Source organism: Micromonospora lupini str. Lupac 08, from assembly GCF_000297395.2.
GTDB lineage: Bacteria > Actinomycetota > Actinomycetes > Mycobacteriales > Micromonosporaceae > Micromonospora > Micromonospora lupini.
The window spans coordinates 7,005,668-7,031,468 of record NZ_HF570108.1 but is presented as its reverse complement, the minus strand read 5'-3'; the positions used below and the strand labels follow the sequence as shown (position 1 = coordinate 7,031,468).

Below are 25,801 nucleotides of genomic sequence, written 5' to 3'. Positions count from 1 at the left end.
TGGAACCGGTGTGCCCGCGTGACGAGCGCGGGCCCACCGGCGTATCTCTGGAGGTGGCGTGTGGCGACGCGGCAGCCGGCCCAGCGGTCCTGGGCCCCGGCGGTGCTGGTGGCCGTGCTGGCGTTGGTCTTTGGTGGCGTCACCGTGGCGATCGAGGTGGGGAGCCGGCGGTCGGCCGCGGACAGCCACGCAAAGGAGGCCGGGGCCGAAGCCGACGTGACCCGTGCCGCCCAGGCGTACGGCGCCGCGGTGGTCGCCGCCGGCGATCCGGCACCTACCGACGAACGGTTGGCGGCGGTCGCGGAGGGTGCCCGGGTTGAGGTTCGGGAGGTTCACCGGACGCCCGGCCTGGTGGTGACCGTGTATGGAACTGCCCCCTTCGGCACGTTGTTCGGCGTGGGCAGCGTGGCCGCATGCCACCGCGTGAGCTTCCACGACCTGGGTACGGCCACCGCGGGCTCGGTCGTCGAGCGGCTGGTGGACTGCCCACCGCCCGTGGCCTGGCCTTCGCCCTCCTGACACGCCCCGAGGTCGTCGACACCCGGCGTCGACGGCTCGCGTGGCGGCGTTGGATTCATGTGTCGCTCGATGTATTGGCCGTGCCGTCGACTGTCAGACGTCCGCACAAGGTGTCGGGTTGGTAGCGATTGCCTGACGCCCGTTCCTCTTTACGTGTGACATGTCATAGCCTCCCGCACACGGACCGAGCCACAGCTCGGCGTGGTCATGCGCATGACAGAGGTGAGAGATGCAGGCGAGAAGGCTTAAAACGGCCATGGCCATCGCGGCCGTTGCCGCTCTGGCGGTCGGCGCGGCCGGCTGCGCGAAGAGCGAGCGCGACGGCGACAGTGGCGAGGCCAAGACTGGCGGCACCTTCATCTTCGCGGGTGCCGGTGACCCGAAGAACTTCGATCCGATCTTCAACGATGACGGTGAGTCGTTCCGGCCGGTCCGGCAGATGTTCGACACCCTGGTGAGCCACAAGCCGGGCACCGCGGAGCTGCAGGGCGGCCTGGCCGAGAGCTGGGAGCACGACCCCGAGGGCAAGGTCTGGACGTTCAAGCTCCGCCAGGGCGTGAAGTTCCACGACGGCACCCCGTTCGACGCCGCGGCGGTCTGCTTCAACTTCGACCGCTGGTACAACATGAAGGGCGCTGCCGCCCAGTCCCAGATGATCTACTACATGGACGTCTTCGGGGGCTTCGCCAACAACGAGAGCCCGGACGCCGGCAAGCCGGTCTACAACAAGTGCGAGGCGAAGGACGGCGGCACCGCCGTCGTCACGCTCAACCAGTACAAGGGTGCGTTCCCCGGCGCGTTCGCGCTGACCTCGCTCTCGATCGCGAGCCCCGAGGCGCTGAAGAAGTACGACGCCAACACGGTGAAGCAGAACGGCGACTCGTTCGAGTACAGCGCGTTCGCCACCACCAACCCGGTCGGCACCGGCCCGTTCACCTTCGGTGGCTGGGACAAGGCCAAGAACGAGATCACCCTGAACCGCAACCCGGACTACTGGGGTGACAAGGCCAAGGTCGACAAGGTGATCATCAAGATCATCAAGGACGAGAGCACCCGCAAGCAGGAGCTCCGCGCCGGCACGGTCCAGGGCATCGACTTCCCGGCCCCGGCCGACCGCAAGGCGCTGGAGGGCGAGGGCTTCCAGGTCATCAACCGCCCGGCGTTCAACGTCCTCTACCTGGGCCTCAACCAGAAGAACCCGAAGCTCAAGGACCTGCGGGTGCGCCAGGCGATCGCCTACGCGCTCAACCGCCAGCAGCTGGTGCAGACCAAGGGCCCGGGTGGCGCCAAGGTCGCCGACGAGTTCATGCCGGACACCGTGCTCGGCTACGCCCCGGACGTGCAGAAGTACGAGTACAACCCGGACAAGGCCAAGCAGCTCCTCAAGGATGCCGGTGCCGAGGGTCTGACGCTGAACTTCTACTACCCGCCGGACGTCTCCCGGCCGTACATGCCGAACCCGCAGGAGATCTTCACCGTCCTCGCCAACGACCTCCAGGCCGTGGGCATCAAGGTCAACGGTGTGCCCCGCCCGTGGAACGGTGGCTTCAAGGACGACGTGCAGCAGTTCGGCAAGCAGGACCTGCACATCCTCGGCTGGACCGGTGACTACAACGACCCGGGCAACTTCGTCGGCACGTTCTTCGGCCGCGCCAAGGTCGAGTTCGGCGACCAGTCGATGACCGAGATGTTCGAGGCGATCACCAAGGCCGACGCCACCGTCGACGACGCTGGCAAGAAGGCGGCCTGGGAGCAGGTCAACCGGGACATCGCCGCGAAGTGGCTGCCGGCCGTGCCGCTCTGGCACGCCCCGCCGGCCATCGTCGTCACCAAGGATGTCAAGGGCATGGTGGCCAGCCCGCTGACCGACGAGCGATTCAACACGGTAAGCGTCGGCAAGTGACGTTTGTCGGCTGACGCCGTAGGCGTGATCGGCCCGGGTCCGGGGTTCCTCCCGGCCCGGGCCGATCCGCGATTCATCGAGAGTCTGGTGTGTGAGAGATGTTGCGAGTCATAGTTCGCCGCCTGTTGCAGCTGGTGGTGACCCTCATAGCGCTGTCGGCGCTGATCTTCATCTGGCTGCGGAACCTGCCCGGTGGCCCCGTCGAGGCGCTGCTCGGCGAGCGGGCCACGCCCGAGCGTCGCGTCCTGTTGACCAAGGCGCTCGGCTACGACCAGCCGATCCTGGTGCAGTACGGCAAGTTCATGCAGCGAGTCGTCACCGGCGACTTCGGCAACTCGATCCGGACCGGTGACCCGGTCACCGAGGTCATCAGCCGCGCCTTCCCGGCCACCATCGAGTTGGCCCTCGCCGCGATGATCATCGCGGTCGGCCTCGGGGTGCCGCTCGGCTACCTCGCCGCTCGCTGGCGCGGGCGCTCGCTGGACAACCTCACCATCGCCGGCACCCTGCTCGGCATCTCCATCCCGATCTTCTTCCTGGGCTACCTGCTCAAGGACGTCTTCACGCAGAACATCCACTGGTTCCCGCCGTCCGGGCGGCTCACCACCGGTCTGGACAACACCCACGTCACCGGATTCTTCGTGCTCGACGGGCTGCTCACCCGGGAGTTCGACGCCAGCGCCGACGCGCTGTGGCATCTGATCCTGCCCGCGATCACCCTCGCCACCATCCCGCTGGCGGTGATCGTGCGGATCACCCGGGCCAGCGTGCTCGACGTCCTGAACGAGGACTACGTGCGGACCGCCGAGGCCAAGGGCCTGCGGCACCGCACCATCCGTGGCCGCCACATCCTGCGCAACGCGCTGCTACCGGTGGTCACCACCATCGGCCTGCAGACCGGCGCGCTCCTCTCTGGTGCGGTGCTCACCGAGAAGGTCTACAACTGGGGCGGCCTCGGCACGCTGATCACGGACTCGATCACCGGCGGCCGGGACTACCCGGTGCTCCAGGCGATCATCCTGCTCGCGGCGCTGGTCTTCGTGGTGGTCAACCTGCTGGTCGACCTCTCCTACGCCTTCATCGACCCCAGGGTGCGTGTGCGATGAGTGACCCCATCACCCAGGCCGGAGCGCCGACGCCCCGCAGCGGGAACGACAAGCCCGGCAGCGGGGACGACAAGCCTCGCCCCGGCATGAGCGAGCGCAGCATCGGCGTGCTCGGCGACCGCAAGAAGGCGCGGCTGGACGAGCTGGCCCGGGCCAGCGCATCCGACCGGGGCGGCGTCAGCCTCGTCCGTGACGCCGTACGCCGGCTGCGGCGCAACCCGGTCGCCATCGTCGGTGCCAGCATCGTCGGACTGTTCATCCTGGTGGCGATCTTCGCCCCGCTGATCGCCCCGCACGATCCGGTGCAGCGCTTCGACGAACTGACGAAGAACCTCACGGTGGACAGCATCCCGGGCGCCACCGCCGGGCACCCGTTCGGCTCCGACCCGCTCGGCCGGGACTTCCTGTCCCGGATGATCTACGGGGCGCGGCAGACCCTGTTCGTCGGTGTGCTCGCCACCCTGATCGGTCTCTCCCTCGGCGTGCTGATCGGCGCGATCGCCGGTGCCTTCGGTGGCTGGGTCGACGTCGTCCTGATGCGCCTCACCGACGTGATGCTGGCCCTGCCGAGCCTGCTGCTGGCGATCACCCTGGTCGCGATGGCCAGCCGGTCGAGCCAGTGGACAGTCATCTTCGCGGTGGCCATCGTGAGCGTGCCGATCTTCGCCCGACTGCTGCGCGGCTCGATGCTGGCCCAGCGGGAGAGCGACCACGTGCTCGCCGCCCGCGCGCTCGGCGTCAAGGAGCGCAACATCGTGCTGCGGCACATGCTGCCCAACTCGCTGACCGCCGTGATCGTGCAGGCCACCCTCACCTTCGCGGTGGCCATTCTGGACGCCGCGGCGCTCTCCTTCCTGGGTCTCGGTGACCCGGACATCAACCGGGCCGAGTGGGGCCTGATGCTCGGCGTGGACGGTCAGCGCTACTTCGAGGTCCGCCCGGAGCTGGCGTACTACCCGGCGCTCGCGATCATCGTGGTCGCGCTCGGCTTCACCCTGCTGGGTGAGGCGATGCGCGAGGCGATCGACCCGAAGAACCGGCGGTGACCGCGGTGGGCGCAATCAGCACTGCCGGCGTGAGTCGGCGAGAGGAAGTGACCCGATGAGCCTGCTCGACGTCCGAGACCTGAGCGTCGTGTTCCAGCGGCGGGGCGAGCGGCCCTTCACCGCCGTCGACAAGGTCAGCTTCACCGTGGAGCCGGGCCAGACCGTCGGCCTGGTCGGCGAGTCCGGCTGCGGCAAGAGCGTGACCAGCCTGGCCATCATGGGCCTGCTGCCCAAGCGGGGCAACAAGGTCGGCGGCGAGGTGCTCTTCGACGGCACCGACCTGCTGAAGCTGCGACCGAACGACATGCGCGACAGGCGCGGCCGCGAGATCAGCATGATCTTCCAGGACCCGCTGTCGTCGTTGAACCCGGTCATCCCGATCGGCGTCCAGGTGGCCGAGGTGCTGGAACGCCACCAGGGCCGGGACCGCAAGCAGGCGCTACGGGAGGCGCGGGACCTGCTCGACGCCGTCGGGATTCCCGACCCGCAACGGCGCCTCAGCGAGTACCCGCACCAGATCTCCGGCGGGATGCGCCAGCGCGCGCTTATCGCCATCGCCCTGGCCTGCAAGCCCCGACTGCTGATCGCCGACGAGCCGACCACCGCGCTCGACGTGACCATTCAGGCGCAGATCCTCACCCTGCTCAAGCAGTTGGTCGACGACACTGGCACCGCGCTCGTGATGATCACGCACGACCTGGGCGTGGTGGCCGGCCTCTGTGACACCGTCAACGTGCTCTACGGCGGCAAGGTCGTGGAGCGGGCCCGACGGCACGAGCTGTTCGCGCACGCCCGGCACCCGTACACCCATGGACTGCTCAACTCGGTGCCACGGCTGGACTCCCCGCGCGGTGAGCGGCTGCACGCGATCCGTGGGTCGGTCTCCGACAACATCCCGTGGACCGAGGGGTGCGCGTTCGCCCCGCGCTGCGACAACGTCGTGGACGCGTGCCTGGAGGGGCCGCCGCCGCTCGAGCCCACCGCCACCGGCGGCGACCTGCGCTGCAACAACCCCGTTTCCGAGGAGGTGACGGTCCGATGACCGAACAGACCGGACCTCTGGTCGAACTGCGCGACGTCAAGGTCCACTTCCCGATCAAGAGTGGCCTGCTCTTCGACCGGACCATCGGGTACGTCTACGCGGTGGACGGCGTGTCGCTGAGCATCCGCAAGGGCGAGACGTACGGCCTGGTCGGCGAGTCGGGCTGCGGCAAGTCGACGCTGGGCCGTGGCCTGCTCCGGCTCGTCGAGCCCACCGAGGGCGAGATCGTCTTCGACGGCACCGACGTCCGCTCCCTCAAGGGCGAGGCCATGCGGCACGCCCGCCGCCGCATGCAGATGATCTTCCAGGATCCGCTCTCCAGCCTCGACCCCCGACAGTCGGTGGAGTCGCTGCTCGTGGAGGGTCTGAAGGCCCACGGGCTGGCCGGCGACAAGGCCGAGACCAACCGGCGGCTGCGCGAGACGCTGGAGGCGGTGGGCCTGCCCGCGTCGGCCCTCAGCAAGTACCCGCACGAGTTCTCCGGTGGTCAGCGCCAGCGGATCGGCATCGCCCGGGCCCTGGTGCTCAACCCGGACCTGATCGTCGCCGACGAGCCGGTCTCCGCACTCGACGTGTCGATCCAGGCGCAGGTGCTCAACCTGCTCGAGGACCTGCAGAACGAGCGGGGCCTGACGTATCTGATCATCGCGCACGACCTGGCGGTGGTCCGGCACATCGCCGACACGGTGGGCGTCATGTACCTGGGTGGTCTGGTGGAGGAGGCGTCCAGCGACGACCTCTACCGCGAGCCGATGCACCCGTACACCCGGGCGCTGATGTCCGCGGTGCCGGTGCCCGACCCGGTCGTCGAGGACCGTCGGGAGCGCATCCTGCTCGCCGGCGACCTGCCCTCGCCCACCAACCCGCCGTCGGGCTGCCGGTTCCACACCCGGTGCCCGTGGGCGCAGCCGACCCGCTGCGCCGAGGAGCGGCCGGCGCTGCGCGACGTGGTCGGCGGGCACCGGGTGGCCTGCCACTTCGCCGAGGACATCGCCGCCGGCCGGATCCGGCCGCACGAGGTCGAGGTGGAGCTGGTCCGCCCGGCCGAGGGCACCGGCCCGCTCGACCCGCCGGGAGAGTTGATCCCGACGCCGTGATGCGACAGTGAGGTGATCGCGGCGCCGTGACGCCAACCGGGGGCCGTCCTGTCACAGGACGGCCCCCGGTTGCAGCACGGGTCGACGGTGCCGGCTGTGGTGTCAGCCCTCCGGGCGGTGCAGCAGGGCCACCGCCACGGCGTGCACCGCGTCCAGCCCCGCCGGGTCGGCGAGCGGGACCGAGCCGCCGGTCACCGCGTACCACTCGTCCGCATCCTTGTACTGGACCCGCAGCGTGACCTTGCCGTCGGCGTACTCGGTGCGGAGGGTCAACTCGCCGGTGACCACCCCGACCTCGTCGGTCATCACCCCACCCGGACCGGGCACGATGTCGGCAGTGCGGCTCTGCGCGCCACCGGCGCCGTCGGAGTCCGCGACCATGCCGGCCCCCGGCACCGCGGCCGAGGGTTCGGCGCTGCCATCCGCGGTCATGCCCGCGGCGGCCGGGCCTGTGTCACCTTTCGCCTCGCCGCCTGTCACGGCTCCCTCGCTCATCAGCAGCCCTCCAGCATGTCGGTCAGGGCGGCCTTCTCGGCACTTGTCACCGTCAGCCGCCAGTGGTGCTTGACCGTCACCCAGTCTTTGGCGTACTGGCACCAGTACGACCGGTTCGCCGGTTTCCACTGGGACGGGTCCTGGTCACCCTTTGCCCGATTGGAGGACGCGGAAACCGCGAGGAGCTGCGGCCGGGTCGTGTCGTTGGCGAAGTCGCCGCGCTTCGCGTCGTCCCACTCGTCGGCGCCCGAGCGCCACGCGTTGGCCAACGGCACCATGTGGTCGATGTCCACGTCGGAGGGATCGGTGGCACTGCGGCCGTCGTACGCGCTCTCCCAGCGACCGCCGACGACGTTGCAACCGGACAGCTTCACGTCCTTGCCGTCGCGTTGCAGGATGCTGTCCCGCACGTCGCAGTTCTTCCCGGTGTTCCGCCAGTGCGGGAAGTGCTCGCGGCTGTAGCCCTTCATCGAGCCGGCGGTGGCGACTGTCAACTGGCCCAACTGCTGCGCCGCGTTGCCGCCGTCCGTCGGTGGCGGCGGCGTTCCCGTCTCGTCCGGAGGGACGCAACCGGCTACGCCGAGCGCCAGCGCCGCGACGAGCGCGGTCACCGCCGCGCGCGGTCCTGATCTGGTACGCACAGACGACACCTCTCCAGCTTGCGGGCTCCCGGCGATTGCGCACAGTACCCGGGCACGGTTTCGGCGTTTCGTGGCGTCTCCCACATCCTGCAAGGCAGATTGGTGAGATGACCACTGCCGTACCGTCGCCCGCTCTTAGAATGGGCACCGCCGCCGGCCGGGGGACGCTGCTCGCCGCGGTGCTCGCCTCCGGCATGGTCTTCCTCGACAGCACAGTCGTCAACGTGGCGCTGCCGAAACTCGGCCAGGATCTCGGGGCCGACGTGGCCGATCTCCAGTGGACCGTGAACGGCTACCTGCTGATGCTGGCGGCGTTCGTGCTGCTCGGCGGGGCGCTCGGGGACCGCTTCGGCCGACGACGGGTCTTCCTGATCGGGGTGGTGTGGTTCACCCTGGCGTCGGTGCTGTGCGGGCTGTCCCAGGGCACCGGTTGGCTGATCGGGGCCCGGTTCCTCCAGGGCGCCGGCGGGGCACTGCTCACCCCGGGTTCCCTGTCGGTGCTCCAGGCCAGCTTTCACCCGGACGACCGGGGAAAGGCGATCGGCGCCTGGGCCGGGTTGTCCGGTGTGTCCACCGCGCTGGGCCCGTTCCTCGGTGGCTGGCTGATCGACGCGCTGTCGTGGCGGTGGATCTTCTTCCTGAACGTGCCGATCGCCGTGCTTGTGGTGCTTGCCACCGCCCGCTGGGTGCCGGAGAGCCGGGACGAGAACGCCTCCCGGACGCACGGGCCGGGCCGGACGCGACGCCGGTTCGACGTGGCCGGGGCGCTGCTCGGCGCGCTCGCGCTCGCCGGTGTCACGTACGCCCTGATCGACGCGCCCGCGCGGGGCTTCGCCTCGGCGTCGGTGCTGATCGCCGCGCTGGTCGGGGTGCTTGCCGCGGTGGCCTTCGTGCTCGTGGAACGGCGGCGCGGCGACACGGCGATGCTGCCCACCGGGCTGTTCGGCAGCCGGCTCTTCTCCGTCCTGAACATCTTCACCGTCGTGGTCTACGCGGCGCTCAACGGGTTCACGTTCTTCTTCGCCGTCTACCTGCAGAACGTGGTCGAGTGGTCGGCCTTCCGCACCGGGATCGCGCTGCTGCCGATGACGGTGCTGCTGCTCGTCGGGTCGGCGCGGGCGGGCGCGCTGTCGGCGCGGATCGGCCCTCGGCTGCCGCTGGCCGTCGGGCCGGTGGTGGCCGCCGTCGGTCTGCTGCTGCTGCGCGGCGTCGGCCCGGGCGCGTCGTACTGGACCGACGTGCTGCCCGGCGTGCTGCTCTTCGGCCTCGGACTGACCCTGGTGGTGGCGCCGCTGACCGCCTCGGTGCTCGCGGCCGTCGAGGACCGGTTCTCCGGGGTGGCCAGCGGCTTCAACAACGCCGCGTCCCGTGCCGGCGGTCTGCTCGCGGTGGCCGCGCTGCCGCTGCTTGTCGGCCTCTCCGGCGGCGGGTACGAGCAGAAGACCGAGCTGACCGACGCGTTCCGGGGAGCGCTGGCCTGGTGTGCGGGGCTGCTGCTGGCCGGCGCGGTGCTGGCCCTCGTGCTTGTGCACCGCCCGCCCCGGGCGGCCCCGCCGTCGCAGCCCTGTCACTCGATGCCCGCCGCCACACCCCCGAGGTAGCGAACCACCTCGGGGGCGCGGCGCGTGACCTCAGCCGCGGGCGCGGTTGACGGCGCTGGTGACCGCCTTGATCGACGCGGTGACGATGTTGGCGTCGGTGCCGACACCCCAGACCGTCCGACCGTCCACCTCGCACTCCACGTAGGCGGCGGCCTGCGCGTCCCCACCGGAGGACAGCGCGTGCTCGTGGTAGTCGAGCACCCGCACGGCCACACCGACCGCCTGGAGCGCGTTGACGTACGCGTCGATGGGGCCGTTGCCGACCGCGGCGAGCGAGCGCTGCTCGCCGCCCACGCCGACCTGCGCCTCGATCTCGACCTTGCCGTCGCTGGTGCCGATCGTGTAGCCGCCGAACCGGACCGCCGGGTTCGGCTGGTGGTCGAGCAGGTAGTGCGTCGCGAAGATCTCCCACATGGCACGCGGGTCGACCTCGCCGCCGTCGTGGTCGGTGACCTGCTGCACGACGCCGGAGAACTCGATCTGGAGCCGGCGGGGCAGGTCCAGCTGGTGCTCGCTCTTCATGATGTACGCGACGCCGCCCTTGCCGGACTGCGAGTTGACCCGGATGACCGCCTCATAGGTGCGGCCCAGGTCCTTCGGGTCGATCGGCAGGTACGGAACCGCCCAGGTGTGCTCGTCCATCGGCACACCGGCGGCCGACGCGTCGGCGGCGAGGGCGTCGAAGCCCTTCTTGATGGCGTCCTGGTGGGAGCCGGAGAAGGCGGTGTAGACCAGGTCACCGGCGTACGGGTGGCGCTCGTGCACCGGCAGTTGGTTGCAGTACTCGACGGCGCGCCGGATCTCGTCGATGTTCGAGAAGTCGATCATCGGATCGATGCCCTGGGAGAAGAGGTTGAGGCCCAGCGTCACCAGGTCGACGTTGCCGGTGCGCTCGCCGTTGCCGAACAGGCAGCCCTCGATCCGGTCCGCGCCGGCCAGCAGGCCCAGCTCGGCGGCGGCGACGCCGGTGCCCCGGTCGTTGTGCGGGTGCAGGCTCAGGATCACGCTGTCGCGGCGCGGCAGGTGCCTGTGCATCCACTCGATCGAGTCGGCGTACACGTTGGGGGTGGCCATCTCGACGGTGGCCGGCAGGTTGATGATCAGCGGCCGGTCCGGCGTCGGGTCGATCACGTCGATCACCCGCGAGCAGACCTCAAGCGCGTACTCCAGCTCGGTGCCCGTGTACGACTCCGGCGAGTACTCGTAGAAGATCTCCGTGTCCGGGGTGTGGATCTCGGCGTACTTCTGGCAGAGCCGGGCGCCGGTGGTGGCGATGTCGGCGATGCCGTCGCGGTCCAGGCCGAAGACCACCCGCCGCTGGAGGGTGGAGGTCGAGTTGTAGAAGTGCACGATGGCCCGCTTCGCGCCGCGCAGCGACTCGAACGTCCGGTCGATCAGGTGCTCCCGGCACTGGGTGAGCACCTGGATGGTCACGTCGTCCGGGATCATGTCCTGCTCGATGAGCTGCCGGACGAAGTCGAAGTCGGTCTGGCTGGCCGACGGGAAGCCGACCTCGATCTCCTTGTAGCCCATCTGCACGAGCAGCTGGAACATCCGCCGCTTGCGCTCGGGCGACATCGGGTCGATCAGGGCCTGGTTGCCGTCGCGCAGGTCGACCGCGCACCAGCGCGGCGCGGCGTCGACGGTGCGGGTGGGCCAGGTGCGGTCCGGCAGGTCGATCCGGAACTGCTCCCGGTACGGCTGGTAGCGGTGGTACGGCATCTGGCTGGGGCGCTGCCGGGCGATCGGATCGGTCTCGGCGTCGGTGACAGGTTGAGCCATCTCAGAGTGCTCCCTGGAACATGTGGCGTCAGCAGATCGGAAGGTGTCGGCGCGCTGCCGGGCGACGGTGCGCGGCGGCGCCGAGAAGAAACTCGGATGTGCTGGACGGCGCGAAGCGACTCCGCGACGAGGTGCCGGCCGGTCAGGCCTCGTCGCGGCGGCTAAGGAGGAGAAGCGCCCGCCACATGACCAGGTCACCCTACGTGATGTAGGGGAGGGTGGAAAGGCTGGTCCGGACTATGGGACCGGTGTCATGTCCGGGTCCGGGGCCTCGGCACCAAGCCTCGGCGTCCGTTGCGCCCAGGCCACCGTGGGCACGATCGCCGCCGCCACCAGCACGAAGATCGCTGCCGTCGGTAACCAACCCCACCCGCCGGTGGTCACCCCGAGCGCGGTCAGTCCGGCCGGGGCGATCAGGTACTGCAGCTGCACGCCGAGCCCGAGCGCCCCCACGTACGCGCCGCGTTCGCCGGCCGGCGGCAGGGTGGCGGTGAGCCCCCAGGTGCCCGCCGACTCGATCAGCTCGGCCAGGATCAGCAGCAACGCGGCGGCCACCAGCACCACCACGGTGAGCAGGCCCCGGGTCATCCCGGAGATGGGCAGGACCAGGCAGGCCAGGGCGACCAGCAGTCCACCCCGGCGGGAGGCCCGCGCCGCGCCCGCCGCGGTGTCCGTGCCCCGGCTGACGCGTACCTGGAGCAGCACGATCAGGATCGTGTTGAGCAGCACCAGTCCGGCGATCACCGTCTTCGGGGCGTCGGTGTGGGTGAGGATCCACAGCGGCATGACCGTCAGGTAGAGCACCTGGTGCGCGGTGAGCAGCCCGGACAGCAGGGACACCGCCATGAACGGGCGGTCCCGCAGCACGGCGAGCCGACCCATCGGCTCCGCCCGTCGGGCCACCTGCGGCGGCCGGGGCAGTCGCCACACGAACAGGGCCGTCACGAGGAAGACCGTCGCGATGAACCAGACCATTCCCCGGTACGCCGTGATCGTGTCCACCGCCAGCACCAGGCCGCTGATCACCGCGCCGAGCCCGAAGCCGACGTTCAGCGACGAGCGCTGGTACGCCATCGCGGTGACCCGTTCGGCAGGCGGGAGCGCGTTGATCGAGTAGACCTGCCGGGCCACGCCGACAGCGGCGTCCACGCCGGCCAGCGCCACCACCACGGCGAGGAAGCCGGCGAAGCCGCCCACGAACGGGTAGGTCGCGAACAGCGCCGCGTTCAGCACCGACCCCACCACCCAGACCCGCTGCGGTCCGTACCGGTCGGTGAGCCCGCCCAGCGGCACCGTGCCCAGCAGCGACACCCCCGCCGCGATGGACAGCCCCAGCCCGACCTGGGCGGCGCTGAGCCCGAGCGCCCGGGTGAAGAAGACGGCGCTTCCGGCGTGGAACAGCCCGCTGCCGACGGCGTAGACCATGGCCTGCACGGCCAGGGCGCGGGTCAGCCCGGCCGGCGGTACGACGTCTCGGACTGCGGTACGAATGGTGTCTCTGGTCCCCATGGCCGGGAAGTGAACCGTGCCCCCACGAGGTCGGTCGAGCCTTTTAGGCTGGACCGAATCCTGCTTCGGGGGTGCGTGTGTCGGAGTTGCGGTTCAGTCTGGCCGACGTGGCGGGAGTGCGGCTCGTCGTGTCACCGGCCAACGAGACGGTCATGAGCATGTGGGCGCTCGCCGACCCGGTGCGCCATGCCGTGCACCTGCCCTGGATCGACCGCGCCCGCGTCACCCTGCGTCGTCCCGAGGTGGCCGTGCGGGTCCGACCGCTTGTGGACCTGACCCGGCCACAGCGCTGGCTGCCCGACTTCCTCACTCCGGCGGCCCTGCCCAACATGGGGATGGCCGAGCAGCTCGACCAGATCGCGGCGACACCACCGGCCGTGGTGGTCCGGGATCTGCTGGCGACCACCCCGAATCGACCGTTGAGCCAGTTCGGGCGGGCGCTGCTCGGCGATCCCCGCGGGCTGCTGCCGCAGCTCGTCGACGCGGTGCGGGTCTGGTACGACGAGGCGATCGCCCCGGACTGGCCGCGGATGCGCGCGCTGCTCGACGCCGACGTGTCGTACCGGGCCGCCCAGCTCGCCGAGGGCGGCGCCGGTCGGTTCTTCGAGCAGTTGCACCCGAGCCTGCGTTGGCTCGGCGATCGGGTGGTCAGCGACGACCCGTTCGAGCGGGACTTCGACCTGCGCGGGCGCGGGTTGGCGCTGAATCCGGGCGTCTTCGCCAACCGGCGGGTGCTGTGGAACCTGCTGGAGGACTCGATGCCGGCCGGGGCGTACCCGGTCCGGGCCGTCGGGACGTTCTGGGAGGGGGCCGCGCGGCCGTCCGGCGACCCACTGGCCCGGGTGATCGGCCCGGGACGAGCCGCGCTGCTGGACCTGCTCGACACGGCGACCACCACCACCGACCTGGCCCGACTCACCGGGATGTCCGCCGGAAACGTCTCCCAGCACCTGACCGCCCTGCACGCCGCCGGTCTGGTCGTGCGTTCCCGACAGGGTCGGCACGTGCTCTATCGCAACACCGACGCCGCAATGGTCCTGCTCCGGGCCAGCCGGGGCGGCTGACCCGATCAGGCGAGCAGCAGGTCGGCGACCGGCCGGCGGTGCCGCAGCCCCGTTTCGCGGGCACGCAGTTCGGCCGGGAGAGCGAAGGGGTCTCCGAGCCGACCGACGGCGGCGACGACAAGCGGTCGGACGCCGCCGGGCAGGTCGAATTCGGTGGCGAGGCCGGCTCGGTCGAAGCGGACGAGTTGGCGGACGTGCAGGCCGAGCGCGGTGGCCTGCAGGGTCAGGTGGGCCATCGCCTGACCGAGGTCGTACGCGGCCCGCTCGGCGTCGCCTCCGGTGTGCGCGCCGACCACCAGGGTGGCGGCGTTCCGGGCCCAGCCCTGGTCGTCGGCGGGAAGGCTGATCAGGATCCGTTTCCAGTTCTGGTCGTCCCGGTGGCCGAGGGCGAACCGCCAGGGCTGCCCGTTGTCCGCCGACGGCGCCCACCGGGCGGCCTCCAGCAGCGAGGCCGCCTCGTCCGAGGTCAGGGTGGCGCTCGGGTCGAAGGCCCGAGGGCTCCAGCGGAAGGCGAGCAGCGGAGTCAGGTCAGCCATGCCGAGGATCGTCCCGTATGGGCGATTCATCACCCAGGTTGGGCGGGGGCAAATGTGGGCAAGCCCACCCGTAACGGGATGGAGATCAGGACGTTCCCGCGCTCGGGCTGAGTGTCGGATCGGGCGTCGGAGGGGCCGCGGTGTCCAGGGGGTCCGCGTCCGCCACCACCGGTCCGGCGAGCTGCACGGTGGCGGGCGCCGGGCCGGGCGGGGCCGCCAACCGCAGCGTGCCGGCCTCGGTCCGGACGCCGGTCGGCGTGCCGTCGGTGTCGTAGCAGTAGATGCCGACGTCCACCGGCGCGTTCAGCGAGGCGGAGGTGGAGTCGACCGAGTAGCAGGTCCCGCTCAGGCCCTTGGGCGTGGCGGCCAGGGCCACCGCGAGCGGCGCGCGCCTGTCGGTCAGCACGTCCAGCCAGTCGGTGAGCGGATGCTGGATCCGGGGGTCCAGCCGGCGCGGGATCGCGTCGTCGCGCTCGCCGAGGCGTACGCAGCGCGCCGGCTCCGGGTGGCCGGTCGAGGGCAGGGCGCACTGGAACAGCCCGTCGCCGTTGGCGGCCAGCGAGATGTCGGCGGTCCCACCCAGCGCCCCGCCCGGCACGTCGACCCGCCAACTGCCGTCGTTCGCGCTCGTGAACACGATGCTGCGGTCCGGTTGGCCGGACCTGGCGAACACGTACCGCGCCACCAGGTGGCGATCCTGCGCGGCGGCGGCCAGCGCGGCCAGCTCGTCCCGGGTGGCGTCCACCTCGACCGGCCCGGGATCGGCCGGCGGCGGAGGTGGAGGCCGTTCGGTGGTGCAGGAGACCAGGACTGCCGGCAGGGCGAACACGAGCGGCCCGAGCACGCGGCCGGCCGAGCGGAAGAGGACGGGCACCGGCCCATTCTGGTGGGTCCGGGCCGGGCGCGGGCAGCGGCGGCAGCCGTCGGCCCCCGGCGTGTCGGGTGCGGACTTTCGGCGTACCACCCGAACTCGCGGACCTGGCCACGCGCGTTGCCGGGACGGCCGCGCGGGCCGGATGGTGGGATCACCCGACCCGCCGCCGTGACCCGCCGGATACCCTCATGGGGTCTGACACGCGCCGCCGGCCCCGGTTCCGGCGGCGTCGGCACGCTCAGGGTCGCTGGGAGGGAGTGCACCGTCGTGGCACTCGTGGTGCAGAAGTACGGCGGGTCCTCCGTCGCCAACGCCGAGCGGATCAAGCGGGTGGCCGAGCGCATCGTCGCCGCCCGCAAGGCCGGCGACGACGTGGTGGTGGTGGTCTCCGCGATGGGGGACACCACCGACGAGCTGCTCGACCTGGCCAACCAGGTCAGCCCGCTGCCGCCGGGCCGCGAGCTGGACATGCTGCTCACCGCCGGGGAGCGGATCTCCATGGCCCTGCTGGCCATGGCCATCCACAACCTGGGGTACGAGGCCCGTTCGTTCACCGGCTCGCAGGCCGGTGTGATCACCACCTCGGTGCACGGCCGGGCGCGGATCATCGACGTCACCCCGGGGCGGCTCAAGGGCGCGCTCGACGAGGGTTCGGTGGTCATCGTGGCCGGCTTCCAGGGCGTCTCGCAGGACACCAAGGACGTCACCACGCTGGGCCGCGGCGGCTCGGACACCACCGCCGTGGCGCTCGCCGCCGCGCTGCACGCCGACGTCTGCGAGATCTACACCGACGTGGACGGCGTCTTCACCGCCGACCCCCGGATCGTTCCCAACGCCCGGCACATCCGCGACATCACCTACGAGGAGATGCTGGAGCTGGCCGCGTGCGGCGCGAAGGTGCTGCACCTGCGTAGCGTGGAGTACGCCCGGCGGGCGGGGTTGCCGATCCACGTCCGTTCGTCATACTCGACCAACACCGGCACGATGGTCACCGGATCGATGGAGGACCTTTCCGTGGAGCAGGCACTGATCACCGGGGTCGCGCACGACCGCAGCGAGGCCAAGATCACGATCGTCGGGGTGCCCGACGAGCCGGGTGCCGCCGCGGCCATCTTCGACACCGTCGCCGGCGCCGAGATCAACATCGACATGATCGTGCAGAACGTCTCCACCGAGGGCACCGGCCGCACGGACATCTCGTTCACGCTGCCCAAGGCCGACGGCCCGACCGCGATGGCCGCGCTCAGCAAGATCCAGGAACCGGTCAAGTTCAAGGGCCTGCTGTACGACGACCACGTCGGCAAGGTCTCCCTGATCGGCGCCGGCATGCGCTCGCACCCCGGCGTGGCCGCCGGCTTCTTCGCCGCGCTCGGCGCCGCCGGGGTCAACATCGAGATGATCTCCACCTCCGAGATCCGCGTCTCCGTCGTCTGCCGGGACACCGACCTCGACGCCGCGGTCCGCGCCATCCACGACGCGTTCGAGCTGGGCGGCGACACCGAAGCCGTGGTCTACGCCGGGACGGGTAGGTAGCGCCGATGACGGCGCTGCCCACCCTCGCCGTGGTCGGAGCGACAGGTGCCGTCGGCACCGTGATGTGTGAACTGCTCAGCGGGCGTCGCAACGTCTGGGGTGAGATCCGGCTCCTGGCCTCCGAGCGTTCGGTAGGGAAGCGGGTGCGCTGCCGGGGCGAGGACGTCGTCGTCCAGGCGCTGACCCCGGAGGCGTTCGACGGGGTCGACGTGGCGATGTTCGACGTGCCCGACGAGGTCTCCGCCGAGTGGGCGCCCATCGCCGTCGCCCGTGGTGCGATCGCCGTGGACAACTCCGGCGCCTTCCGGATGGACCGGGACGTTCCGCTTGTCGTCCCGGAGATCAATCCCGAGCAGGTCCGCAACCGGCCCCGGGGCATCATCGCGAACGCCAACTGCACCACCCTCGCGATGATCGTCGCGGTCGCGCCCCTGCACCGCGAATACGGCCTGCGGGAGCTGGTGCTCGCCTCCTACCAGGCGGTCTCCGGCGCCGGCCAGGCCGGCGTGGACATCCTGCACGACCAGCTCACCAAGGTCGCCGGGGATCGCGCGCTCGGCTCGCGTACCGGCGACGTCCGGCAGGCGGTCGGCGACGACCTCGGCCCGTTCCCGGCGCCGCTGGCGCTCAACGTGGTGCCCTGGGCGGGCTCGCCGGCCGACGGTGGCTGGTCGTCCGAGGAGATGAAGATCCGCAACGAGTCGCGGAAGATCCTCGGCCTGCCCGACCTCAAGGTCAGCGCGACCTGCGTGCGCGTGCCCGTGGTGACCGGCCACTCGGTGGCCGTGCACGCGGTCTTCGCCACCGAGGTCGACGCCGAGGGGGCCCGCGAGGCGCTGCGCAACGCCCCCGGCGTGATCCTGGTCGACGACCCCGCCGCCGGTGAGTTCCCGATGCCGATCGACGCGGTCGGCACCGACCCGTCGTGGGTCGGCCGGATCCGCCGCGCCCTGGACGACCCGCGCGCCCTCGACTTCTTCGTCACCGGCGACAACCTCCGCAAGGGCGCGGCCCTCAACACGGCCCAGATCGCCGAACTCCTGGCCAAGGAACTCCGCACCGCCTGACCCGTCGTTGCGGCGATCTTGCCGCTTCTGCGCTCGCACAACCCAGAACGCGGGGTCGGCGGGGAGGGTCACGCCGCGGCCAGGTGGACGCCGTCTCTGCCCTGGCGTTTCACGGCGTAGAGGGCCTGGTCGGCGCGGCGGAGAGTGCGGTCGGGGGATTCGCCGGGGCGGGGCAGCGCGACGCCCACGCTGATCGTGCGACCGGTCCGTCGCGCCGCCTCGGCCAGCCGCTCGGCGATCCGGACCGCCTCCTCCGGACGGGTCACCTCGATCACCGCGACGAACTCGTCGCCACCGATCCGGTACAGCTCGTCGCCGTGGCGCAACGCCCCCTCCAGCGCCCGGGCCAGCCCGACAAGCACCTGGTCACCGGCCTGATGGCCGTACGTGTCGTTGACGGTCTTGAAGCCGTCCACGTCGATCGCCAGCAGAGCCGTACGCCCCGGGGTGGCCGCCGCGATCCGCTGCCCGAACGGGCCGGTGTGCCGCAGCCCCGTCAGCGGGTCCGAGCTGGCCTGCTCCCGCAGCCGGGCGAGCGTACGCAGCCGGTCCAGGCTGGTCCACGCCTGCCCGGCGAGCAGCTCCATCAGGCTGACAGTCGTCGGGTCCGGCCGCAGCGCCCGCTCGTCGGCGACGAGCAGCGCCCCGCCGGTGTCCGGCGGCCCGACCGGAACGGCGATCAGCGTGCGTACCCCGGCCCGGGTCAGCGGACGGTAGTCCTCGGTCGGCGGGTGCCCCGTTTCGCCCAGCGTGTACCCGGCGCCGTACCGGTGCGCCCGGTCGATCATCCGGCCGAGCGCCTCCGGCCCGGCCTCGGCCAACTCCGTCCGGATGCGGGTCTCCAACTCGCACCCGGCCAGCGGTGACGGCCCGAGCCGGGCACCCTGCGGGTCGCCGATCAGCAGCACCGCGGTGGAGAGGGTGGACACCTCCCGGGCGGCGGAGGCCGCCGCGCTGATCACACCCTCCTCGGTCGACGCGGCGGAGAGCGCGGCGGCGTGCCGAAGCAGCTTCTCGCTGCGGCTCTCCGACGGAGGGCCGCCCAGCGCGGCGATCCGCGTGCCGAGTCGGTCCGCCAGCCGCTGCGCGGTCTCCCGCCACGGCTCCAGGTCGACCGGCTCACTCCACTGCAGGTCCAGTACGCCGATCACCCGTCCCGCCGGGTCGCGCACCGGCACGCACAGCTCGGCGGTCACGTCCGGGCGTACCGGGAGGTAGTCGGTATCGACTGTGACGTCGGGGACCACCGCCGCGACGCCTGTGGCGTACACCCGGCCGACGATCCCGGTGCGCGCCGGGACGGTCGCGAAGACCTGCCACGCGCCGGTCGCCGCCACGCAGCGCAGCCGGTCGTGGGCTTCGAGCAGCACCGAGATGGTGGCCGGGGTGTGGCGGGACAGCGCGGCGACCGTCCGCCGGCAGGCCTCCGGCGCGCTCGACGCCATCGACAGGCGGACGGTGACGTCACGGATGACTCGCTGATGATCCACTCGCACGTCGTTCCAGGTAGGGGAGGGGTCGGCGCGATCAAGGGTACTCACGCTGACGGAGGTCGTCTGAGCTTCGTACACATGTGCTATCCACAGGCTGTGGACGGAGGCTGTGGGAAAAGGCGGCGGGCGATAGCGTGGAGTTCCCGGCGCCGAGGAGGCGAGCCCCCATGCTCATCGCCCAGCTCAGTGATCCGCACGTGACCACCGGCCTGCTCGCCGCCGAGCCGGCCGCCGGGCTGCACCGGGCGCTCGGCCGGGTGCTGGCCCTCCGCCCGCGCCCCGACTGCGTGGTCATCACCGGCGACCTGGTCGACCACGGCCGACCCGACGAGTACGCGGCGCTGCGCGACCTGATCGGCCGGTTCCCGCTGCCGGTGTACCTGGTCGCCGGCAACCACGACGACCGGGAGTCCCTGCTCGACGCGTTCGGTGGCACGCCCTGGCTCGGCGGCGGATTCTCCGCCTACTACCACGTCGACCACGAGGCGGCGACAGTCGTCGTGCTCGACTCGCTCACCCCCGGCAGCGGCGGCGGCAACCTGGGCGAGGAGCAGCTCGGTTGGCTCGACGGCGTCCTCTCCGGTCGACCCGACGTGCCCGCCATGGTCTTCCTGCACCACCCGCCGGTCGCCGTCGGCATCCCGACGGCGGACACCATCCGGCTCGCCGACGGGCCCGCGCTGGCCGAGGTGATCGGCCGGCACCGGCACGTCGTGCGGGTCGCCGCCGGGCACCTGCACCGCACGGTCACCACGGGGTACGCGGGCACGGTGCTCACCGTGGCGCCCAGCACGTGGAAACAGTCCACGCTCACGATGGCCGAGGACGACCTGATCGGCTGGGTCGCCGAGCCGACCGCCTTCCTGCTGCACCGGGTCGAGCCCGGCGGCTGCGTGACCCACGTCGTGCAGATCAGCCACTCGGCCGGCCAGACCTGCGGCTTCTGAGCGCACCGCCCATGCCCGACACCGTCTGGTACGTGGCGTACGGCTCGAACATGCACGCCGCCCGGCTGGCCTGGTACATCGGCGGCGGCTGCCCGCCCGGCGGCCGGCGGACGTACCCGGGTTGCCGCGACCCCCGCCCACCGAGCCGGTCGGCGCCGGTGTGGCTGCCGGGCGGGATCTACTTCGCGGGCGAGTCCCGCGCGTGGACCGGCGGAATGGCGTTCTACGACCCGCAGCTGCCGGGCGAGGCCGCCGCACGGGCCTACCTGGTCACCATCGAGCAGTTCACCGACATCGCCGCCCAGGAGATGTACCGCCCGACGGGCGACACCGCCGACCTCGTCCCGGCGACCGGCGCGGCAATCGACGCAGCGGTCGCCGACGGGCGGGCGACGCTCGGCCCGGGCCGCTACGAGACCCTGATCTGCCCCGGTCGTCGCGCCGGCGTCCCGCTGCTCACCTTCACCGCCCCCGAGCCGGCGTCGGCAGTGCGGTGCCGGCCACCGGCACCTGCCTACCTGGGCATGATCGCCCGAGGGCTGCGCGAGTCACACGGCTGGCCCGCCGAGCGGATCGCCGACTACCTGGCGCAGCGCCCCGGAGTCGCCGACGGCTGGCCGCCCGACGCCGTCACGACCCTGGTCGCCGACGCGCTCAGCGCCGACTGACCGTGGATGCGTGCAGGGGTCGTCAGCCGAGCAGGAACTCGCGTAGCGCGGGGGCGAGCGTGGCGGGCGGCACCTCGTGGTAGCCGCCGTCGAGGCTGATGGACCGGCCACCGGGAACCGCGTCGGCGGCGGCGCGGCTCGCGTCGCGCAGCCACTGTGGACTGCCGGTGCTGTCCACCGTGAGCGTCGGGGTGGTGATCGTCCCCAGCCGGTCGACCGGGAATGAACCACCCGCGCTCACCAACGCGTCGTACGGCAGGGTGTGCGCGATAGCGGTCAGCGAACCCCACATCGGCTGCGCCCGCATCCCGGCGACCGCCTCGGCCGGCAGGCCCACCGAGTCGACGAGGAACATCTCCACCGCGCCGTCCCGGTCGTCGGCGGCGATCCGCTCGGAGAGTCGCGCGGAGATGTCCTCCCGGATGCCGACATGCGGGCCCACCTGGAAGGGCGGCTCGAACAGGATCAGCCCGGTCAGCGGCACGCCCTGCGCGGCCGCGAGGGCGGCCAGGATCGCACCGGACGAGATCCCGTAGAGGGCGGCGCTGCCACCGACCGCGTCGACCACGGCCGCCAGATCCTCGATCTCCCGATCGACCGCGTACGGCGCCGTGTCCCCGCTCTGGCCCCGCCCCCGACGGTCGTAGCCGACGGCGGTGAAATCCGGCGCCAGCGCGTCACCCAACGCTCGGGTCGTGCCGCGGTCGTTGAACGCGCCGCCCACCAGGATGATCGCCGGCCCGGCGCCGGACCGCTCGTACGCGACAGGCGTGCCGTCCGCCGATCGCACCTGCTCCACCGTCGGGGCCGTTCCGCTCACGATGCCGCCTCCATCCGCGCCGCCTGCCATCGGGTCCTTTCTAGACCACGGGTCCGACTTTGTCCGGCAGTCCGCCATCGACCACCGGTCACGTCGGCCCGTGCGCCCGCAGTGGCGTATCCGCAGCTCTGGCCCGCTGCCTGCATCGACGGCATCGATCCGCCGCCCGGCTCGACCGACCGGCGTCCGGATGAGAGGCTGTCGAGGCGGGCGGCGATTCCCAACCGCCGCCATTCGCGACCGACCCTTCCGACGGCGTCGGTCGGCGGCCCGGTCGACCCACAGGCCGGGCACCGCACGCGCCGATTCTCACGAGGAGTTCCATGTCCATACCCGGGATGCGTCGGGCCGCTGTCGGCCTGACCGCGCTCGCGGTGGCAGCGCTCGGCGCGGTCGCCACCACCCCCGAGCAGGCCGACGCGCGACCGAAGCCGGTCGACGTCACCCTGCTGGCACTCAACGACTTCCACGGCAACCTCGAACCGCCGAGCGGAAGCAGCGGCACCATCGCCGGGCAGACCGCGGGCGGCGTCGAATACCTCGCGACCCACCTGGCCGAGCTGCGCGCCGCCGCCAAGAAGAAGAACACCATCACGGTCGCCGCCGGTGACCTGATCGGCGCATCCCCGCTGCTCTCCGCCGCGTTCCACGACGAGCCGACCATCGAGGCGCTGAGCATGGCCGGGCTGGACTACGCCAGCGTCGGCAACCACGAGTTCGACGAGGGCGCCGCCGAGCTGCTGCGGATCCAGAACGGTGGCTGCCACCCGGTGGACGGCTGTGCCGACGGCACCCCGTACCGGGGCGCCGGCTTCCAGTACCTGTCCGCGAACGCCTTCAAGACCGCGACCGGCAGGCCGCTCATGGCGCCGTACGCGATCCACAAGGTGCAGGGCGTCAAGGTCGGCTTCATCGGGATGACCCTGGAGGGCACCCCGCAGATCGTCAGCCAGCAGGGCGTCGCGGGCCTCACCTTCACCGACGAGGCCGAGACCGCCAACCGGTACGCCCGCGAGCTGCGCCGCAAGGGCGTGCAGACGATCGTCGTGCTGCTGCACGAGGGCGGCGCGCAGGCGACGACCGGTGGCATCAACGACTGCGTCGGCATGACCGGGCCGATCGTGGACATCGCCAACCGGATGGACCCGTCGATCGACGTGGTGGTCAGCGGCCACACCCACCAGGCGTACAACTGCAACATCAACGGCAAGCTGGTCACCAGCGCCAGCTCGTTCGGCCGCCTGGTCACCGACATCGACCTGAAGATCGACCGTCGGACCGGTGACGTGCTCTCCGCCGCCGCGAACAACGTGGTGGTCACCCGGGACGTGGCCAAGGACCCGAAGCAGACCGAGCTGATCAACCGGTACAAGACGGTGCTCGGCCCGGTCGCCGAACGACAGGTCGGCGTGACCAGCCAGGCGCTCACCAAGACCCAGGAAACCCTCTTCGGTACGACGCTGGGGGAGTCTCCGCTGGGCAACGTGATCGCTGACGCGCAGCTCGCCGCCACCGACGACGAGCAGAACGCGGTCGCCGCCTTCATGAACCCGGGCGGGGTCCGGGCTGACCTGGACGCCGGCCCGGTCACCTACGAGGAGGCGTTCACGGTGCAGCCGTTCGCCAACAACCTGGTGACGTTGGACCTCACCGGCGCGCAGCTCTACTGCGTTCTGGAGCAGCAGTTCGTCACCGGCAAGACGCTGTACCCGTCGTCCACCGTGGGCTACGTCGTCGACCCGAACGGTGCCACCGGCACCGTGGCCGATCCGTGCTCCGGCACCCGGGTGGTCCGGGGCAGCCTCACCATCGGCGGCACCGTCGTCGACACCGCCGCCACCTACCGGGTGACGGTGAACAACTTCCTGTCCGGTGGCGGCGACGGCTTCAGCGCCCTCACCGCCGGAACCAACCAGGTCACCGGCCAGATCGACCTGGACGCGTTCGTGGCGTACCTGACCGCGCAGTCGCCGGTCTCCGCCCCGGCGCTCGACCGCATCCGTACCACCGCCGAGGTCCCCGCCGCCTGACGGCGTACCCCGACGATCGGGCCCCGGAGCACCCGCTCCGGGGCCCGACCCGTCCCCGCCACCGCCCGCCCGCGCTGCCCCGGCCCCGCGCGGGGTGCGGGGTCAGGCGACCGTGGGCGCGGGCGTGGGGGGCGCCGGAATGGCGGTTGCCAGGCCGTCCTGCTCGGCGCTGAGCAGCCGGCGCAGGGAGAGCGCGATGAGCGAGGCCACCAGGGAGCCGCCTACCACCACCGCGACCCAGACCATGCCGTTGGCCGCGCCGAGGAGCGGGCCGGCGGTCACCGGACCGATCACACCACTGATTCCGAAGATCATCGAACTCATGGCGTTGTACCGGCCACGCAGCTCGTCGGTGGCCAGCGCGTTGGTAAGCGCCGGCATCACCGGCGACAGCAGCGTCTCGCCGAGGCCGAAGATCGCCGAGCAGGCCACCACGCACAGGGCGGCCACCAGCGCATTCTCGGTGCTGACCACGCCGGCGACGCCGAGGACGAGCCATGCGACGGCGAACACCGCCCCGACCACGGCGAGCGCTCCGGTGCGGCTGCGCCCCTCGATCCGTCGGATCACCAGCAGTTGGGCGAGCACGATCATCACCGTGTTGGCCGCGAGCGCCCAGGCCACCACCCGGGGGTTCACCTCGGCCACCCGCACGGCGTACGCGGCGAAGCCGACCTCGACCTGGGCGTACCCGCACGTGGTGAGGACCAGGCCGAAGATCACGAGCCGGCGGAACGGACGGTCCCGGAGCACGGTCAGGTAGCCGCCGCTCGACGACCCGTCGCCGGCTGAGCGGTGGCCCAGTCGGTGGCCGACGCCGGGCAGGGTCAACAGGATCAGGGCCGGCATCAGGTAGCTGATGGCGTCCAGCAGGTAGACCGTCTGGAAGGTCCCGGGTCGTGCCGTGTCGACGATCGCGCCGGAGGTCATGCCGCCGATGCCGATGCCGAGGTTGAGCAGCGCGAAGTTCAGACCGAACACCCGTTGCCGCTCACCGTCGTCGGTAAGTGAGGCGAGGATGGTGTTCTGCCCGGACCAGACCGCCGAGCTGCCGACGGCGACAACAGTCATCACGAGCAGGGCCGAGCCGGTCGAGTGGACCAGCGACAGCGAACCGGTGCCCACCGCCTCGATCAACAGGCACGGCAACACCACCCGGCGTGCGCCGAACCGGTCGATGAGCGTCCCACCCAGCGGCGACAGCGCCAGGGTGACGACGCCGTACCAGCCGATCACCAGACCGGCGCGGGTGTCGGTGAGCCCCCGCACGTCGGTCAGGTAGATGAAGAGGAACGGCAGGGTCAGGCCCCGCCCGATCGCCGACAGCAGGGTGCCGAGGAGGATCCAACGGGCTTCCGGACGACGGGGCAGGGCTCGACGCAACATGTTCGGCATTCTGTGCGGTGGGTGTGACGACAGGCGAACCGTTTTGCAGGGATGCCGCTGCGCCCCGGACCGCCAGGTGACCAACCCCACGATGATCCAGTGGTCCGCCGGGTCTGCGATGCTGGCCCGATGACCGGCACCTGGCGACACCTGCCCGCTACCGCCCGCGCCATCGCGGTGACCGCCACGGCGGCCGTCACTGCCGCCCAGGCCCGCGACGGTCAGGCGTACGACGAGGCGGTTGTTGGTCTGGCGGTCGACGAACGCTGCGGCCTGGTGCTCGGCGGGGTGGTCCGGTTGCTGCTGGAGGAGAGCCACCCGGATGGGCTGACCGGCGACGACATCCGCCAGGTGCTGACCCGCTGCGTGCAGGGCGCGACGCGATGGCGTTCGGACGTGGACCCGCACGTCGTGCTCGTTCTCCTGGCCGGCGCGCTCGGTGTCTACGACCCCGAGGGCGACGAGTCCCCGCCGGACGCGTCGGCGCTGGCGCGGCATGCTCCACTGCTGGTGGCCGACCTGTTGGCGACGACAAACGTGCCGTTTGACGACTACCTGGCCGCCGCGTTCACCGAGATCGAGCGCACCGAACGGCAGGACTGACGGCCAAGGGCGGCCACACCGTGTGTGGCCGCCCTCGTT

General features: G+C 71.5%; 23 protein-coding genes. 14 read left to right on the top strand and 9 right to left on the bottom strand.

Features of this window, described 5'->3' with window-relative positions; all coding sequences use genetic code 11:
- The first annotated feature begins 114 nt into the window (after nucleotides 1–114).
- From MILUP08_RS33295 to MILUP08_RS33270, 6 genes are all read left to right on the top strand, one after another.
- Complete coding sequence (locus MILUP08_RS33295; protein ID WP_237747218.1) at nucleotides 115–519, top strand: hypothetical protein; 405 nt, start codon at nucleotides 115–117, stop codon at nucleotides 517–519.
- Nucleotides 520–748: 229 nt separating this feature from the next.
- Entirely contained in the window at nucleotides 749–2,422 is a 1,674-nt protein-coding gene (locus MILUP08_RS33290) for an ABC transporter substrate-binding protein (protein WP_007466271.1), read from the top strand.
- Nucleotides 2,423–2,520: 98 nt separating this feature from the next.
- Nucleotides 2,521–3,528, top strand: a complete 1,008-nt coding sequence (locus tag MILUP08_RS33285) for an ABC transporter permease (RefSeq protein WP_007466269.1) — start codon at nucleotides 2,521–2,523, stop codon at nucleotides 3,526–3,528.
- Between the two features lie 86 nt (nucleotides 3,529–3,614).
- Nucleotides 3,615–4,574: an ABC transporter permease gene (locus MILUP08_RS33280; protein WP_039907095.1), complete on the top strand. Its 960-nt coding sequence runs from the start codon at nucleotides 3,615–3,617 to the stop codon at nucleotides 4,572–4,574.
- Nucleotides 4,575–4,629: 55 nt separating this feature from the next.
- On the top strand, nucleotides 4,630–5,616 hold the full coding sequence (locus MILUP08_RS33275; RefSeq protein ID WP_007466265.1) for an ABC transporter ATP-binding protein: 987 nt from the start codon (nucleotides 4,630–4,632) through the stop codon (nucleotides 5,614–5,616).
- Nucleotides 5,613–6,713 (top strand): ABC transporter ATP-binding protein, encoded by a 1,101-nt coding sequence (locus MILUP08_RS33270; protein ID WP_007466263.1) that lies wholly within the window; start codon nucleotides 5,613–5,615, stop codon nucleotides 6,711–6,713. The genes MILUP08_RS33275 and MILUP08_RS33270 overlap by 4 nt, the downstream gene beginning before the upstream one ends.
- Before the next feature lie 102 nt (nucleotides 6,714–6,815).
- Here the strand turns inward: MILUP08_RS33270 and MILUP08_RS33265 are convergent, their stop codons facing one another.
- Both MILUP08_RS33265 and MILUP08_RS33260 read right to left on the bottom strand, forming a co-directional pair.
- Complete coding sequence (locus MILUP08_RS33265; protein WP_007466261.1) at nucleotides 6,816–7,208, bottom strand: hypothetical protein; 393 nt, start codon at nucleotides 7,206–7,208, stop codon at nucleotides 6,816–6,818.
- The gene (locus MILUP08_RS33260; RefSeq protein ID WP_039907092.1) at nucleotides 7,208–7,849 is read right to left on the bottom strand and encodes an HNH endonuclease family protein; all 642 of its coding nucleotides are present in this window, start codon (nucleotides 7,847–7,849) and stop codon (nucleotides 7,208–7,210) included. Before MILUP08_RS33260 ends, MILUP08_RS33265 begins: the two co-directional genes overlap by 1 nt.
- Before the next feature lie 107 nt (nucleotides 7,850–7,956).
- Between MILUP08_RS33260 and MILUP08_RS33255 the strand changes: the two genes are divergently transcribed.
- The gene (locus MILUP08_RS33255) at nucleotides 7,957–9,450 is read left to right on the top strand and encodes an MFS transporter (RefSeq protein WP_007466252.1); all 1,494 of its coding nucleotides are present in this window, start codon (nucleotides 7,957–7,959) and stop codon (nucleotides 9,448–9,450) included.
- Between the two features lie 30 nt (nucleotides 9,451–9,480).
- Here MILUP08_RS33255 and leuA read toward each other — a convergent pair whose 3' ends face one another.
- Both leuA and MILUP08_RS33245 read right to left on the bottom strand, forming a co-directional pair.
- Nucleotides 9,481–11,232 carry a 2-isopropylmalate synthase gene (leuA, locus tag MILUP08_RS33250; protein ID WP_007466249.1) on the bottom strand — a complete coding sequence of 584 codons (1,752 nt, stop codon included), beginning with the start codon at nucleotides 11,230–11,232 and terminating at the stop codon, nucleotides 9,481–9,483.
- A gap of 237 nt (nucleotides 11,233–11,469) precedes the next feature.
- Nucleotides 11,470–12,741 (bottom strand): MFS transporter, encoded by a 1,272-nt coding sequence (locus MILUP08_RS33245; RefSeq protein WP_007466246.1) that lies wholly within the window; start codon nucleotides 12,739–12,741, stop codon nucleotides 11,470–11,472.
- Nucleotides 12,742–12,812: 71 nt separating this feature from the next.
- Between MILUP08_RS33245 and MILUP08_RS33240 the strand changes: the two genes are divergently transcribed.
- Complete coding sequence (locus tag MILUP08_RS33240) at nucleotides 12,813–13,805, top strand: ArsR/SmtB family transcription factor (protein WP_039907089.1); 993 nt, start codon at nucleotides 12,813–12,815, stop codon at nucleotides 13,803–13,805.
- 5 nt (nucleotides 13,806–13,810) lie between these two features.
- Here MILUP08_RS33240 and MILUP08_RS33235 read toward each other — a convergent pair whose 3' ends face one another.
- On the bottom strand, nucleotides 13,811–14,341 hold the full coding sequence (locus MILUP08_RS33235) for a nitroreductase family protein (protein WP_039907087.1): 531 nt from the start codon (nucleotides 14,339–14,341) through the stop codon (nucleotides 13,811–13,813).
- Nucleotides 14,342–14,426: 85 nt separating this feature from the next.
- Nucleotides 14,427–15,215 carry a hypothetical protein gene (locus MILUP08_RS33230; RefSeq protein WP_144057054.1) on the bottom strand — a complete coding sequence of 263 codons (789 nt, stop codon included), beginning with the start codon at nucleotides 15,213–15,215 and terminating at the stop codon, nucleotides 14,427–14,429.
- A gap of 267 nt (nucleotides 15,216–15,482) precedes the next feature.
- Between MILUP08_RS33230 and MILUP08_RS33225 the strand changes: the two genes are divergently transcribed.
- Together MILUP08_RS33225 and MILUP08_RS33220 are read left to right on the top strand one after the other, a co-directional pair.
- The gene (locus tag MILUP08_RS33225) at nucleotides 15,483–16,748 is read left to right on the top strand and encodes an aspartate kinase (RefSeq protein ID WP_007466238.1); all 1,266 of its coding nucleotides are present in this window, start codon (nucleotides 15,483–15,485) and stop codon (nucleotides 16,746–16,748) included.
- 5 nt (nucleotides 16,749–16,753) lie between these two features.
- Nucleotides 16,754–17,815 carry an aspartate-semialdehyde dehydrogenase gene (locus MILUP08_RS33220; RefSeq protein WP_007466236.1) on the top strand — a complete coding sequence of 354 codons (1,062 nt, stop codon included), beginning with the start codon at nucleotides 16,754–16,756 and terminating at the stop codon, nucleotides 17,813–17,815.
- A 68-nt stretch (nucleotides 17,816–17,883) separates the two neighbouring features.
- Here MILUP08_RS33220 and MILUP08_RS33215 read toward each other — a convergent pair whose 3' ends face one another.
- Entirely contained in the window at nucleotides 17,884–19,305 is a 1,422-nt protein-coding gene (locus tag MILUP08_RS33215) for a GGDEF domain-containing protein (RefSeq protein WP_039907084.1), read from the bottom strand.
- A 170-nt stretch (nucleotides 19,306–19,475) separates the two neighbouring features.
- Here MILUP08_RS33215 and MILUP08_RS33210 point away from each other — a divergent pair, with 170 nt between their 5' ends.
- Nucleotides 19,476–20,255, top strand: coding sequence for a phosphodiesterase (locus MILUP08_RS33210; protein ID WP_007466232.1), 780 nt, complete (start codon nucleotides 19,476–19,478; stop codon nucleotides 20,253–20,255).
- A gap of 11 nt (nucleotides 20,256–20,266) precedes the next feature.
- Nucleotides 20,267–20,923: a hypothetical protein gene (locus tag MILUP08_RS33205; protein WP_007466230.1), complete on the top strand. Its 657-nt coding sequence runs from the start codon at nucleotides 20,267–20,269 to the stop codon at nucleotides 20,921–20,923.
- 22 nt (nucleotides 20,924–20,945) lie between these two features.
- On the opposite strand, the gene MILUP08_RS33200 is transcribed toward MILUP08_RS33205, so the two are convergent.
- The gene (locus MILUP08_RS33200; RefSeq protein WP_202805243.1) at nucleotides 20,946–21,743 is read right to left on the bottom strand and encodes an alpha/beta fold hydrolase; all 798 of its coding nucleotides are present in this window, start codon (nucleotides 21,741–21,743) and stop codon (nucleotides 20,946–20,948) included.
- A 323-nt stretch (nucleotides 21,744–22,066) separates the two neighbouring features.
- Here MILUP08_RS33200 and MILUP08_RS33195 point away from each other — a divergent pair, with 323 nt between their 5' ends.
- Nucleotides 22,067–23,773, top strand: a complete 1,707-nt coding sequence (locus MILUP08_RS33195) for a bifunctional metallophosphatase/5'-nucleotidase (protein WP_007466227.1) — start codon at nucleotides 22,067–22,069, stop codon at nucleotides 23,771–23,773.
- 102 nt (nucleotides 23,774–23,875) lie between these two features.
- Here the strand turns inward: MILUP08_RS33195 and MILUP08_RS33190 are convergent, their stop codons facing one another.
- Nucleotides 23,876–25,159, bottom strand: a complete 1,284-nt coding sequence (locus MILUP08_RS33190) for an MFS transporter (RefSeq protein WP_039909132.1) — start codon at nucleotides 25,157–25,159, stop codon at nucleotides 23,876–23,878.
- Nucleotides 25,160–25,288: 129 nt separating this feature from the next.
- On the opposite strand from MILUP08_RS33190, the gene MILUP08_RS33185 reads away from it, so the two are divergent.
- Nucleotides 25,289–25,762 (top strand): hypothetical protein, encoded by a 474-nt coding sequence (locus MILUP08_RS33185; protein ID WP_007466223.1) that lies wholly within the window; start codon nucleotides 25,289–25,291, stop codon nucleotides 25,760–25,762.
- Nucleotides 25,763–25,801: the final 39 nt, after the last annotated feature.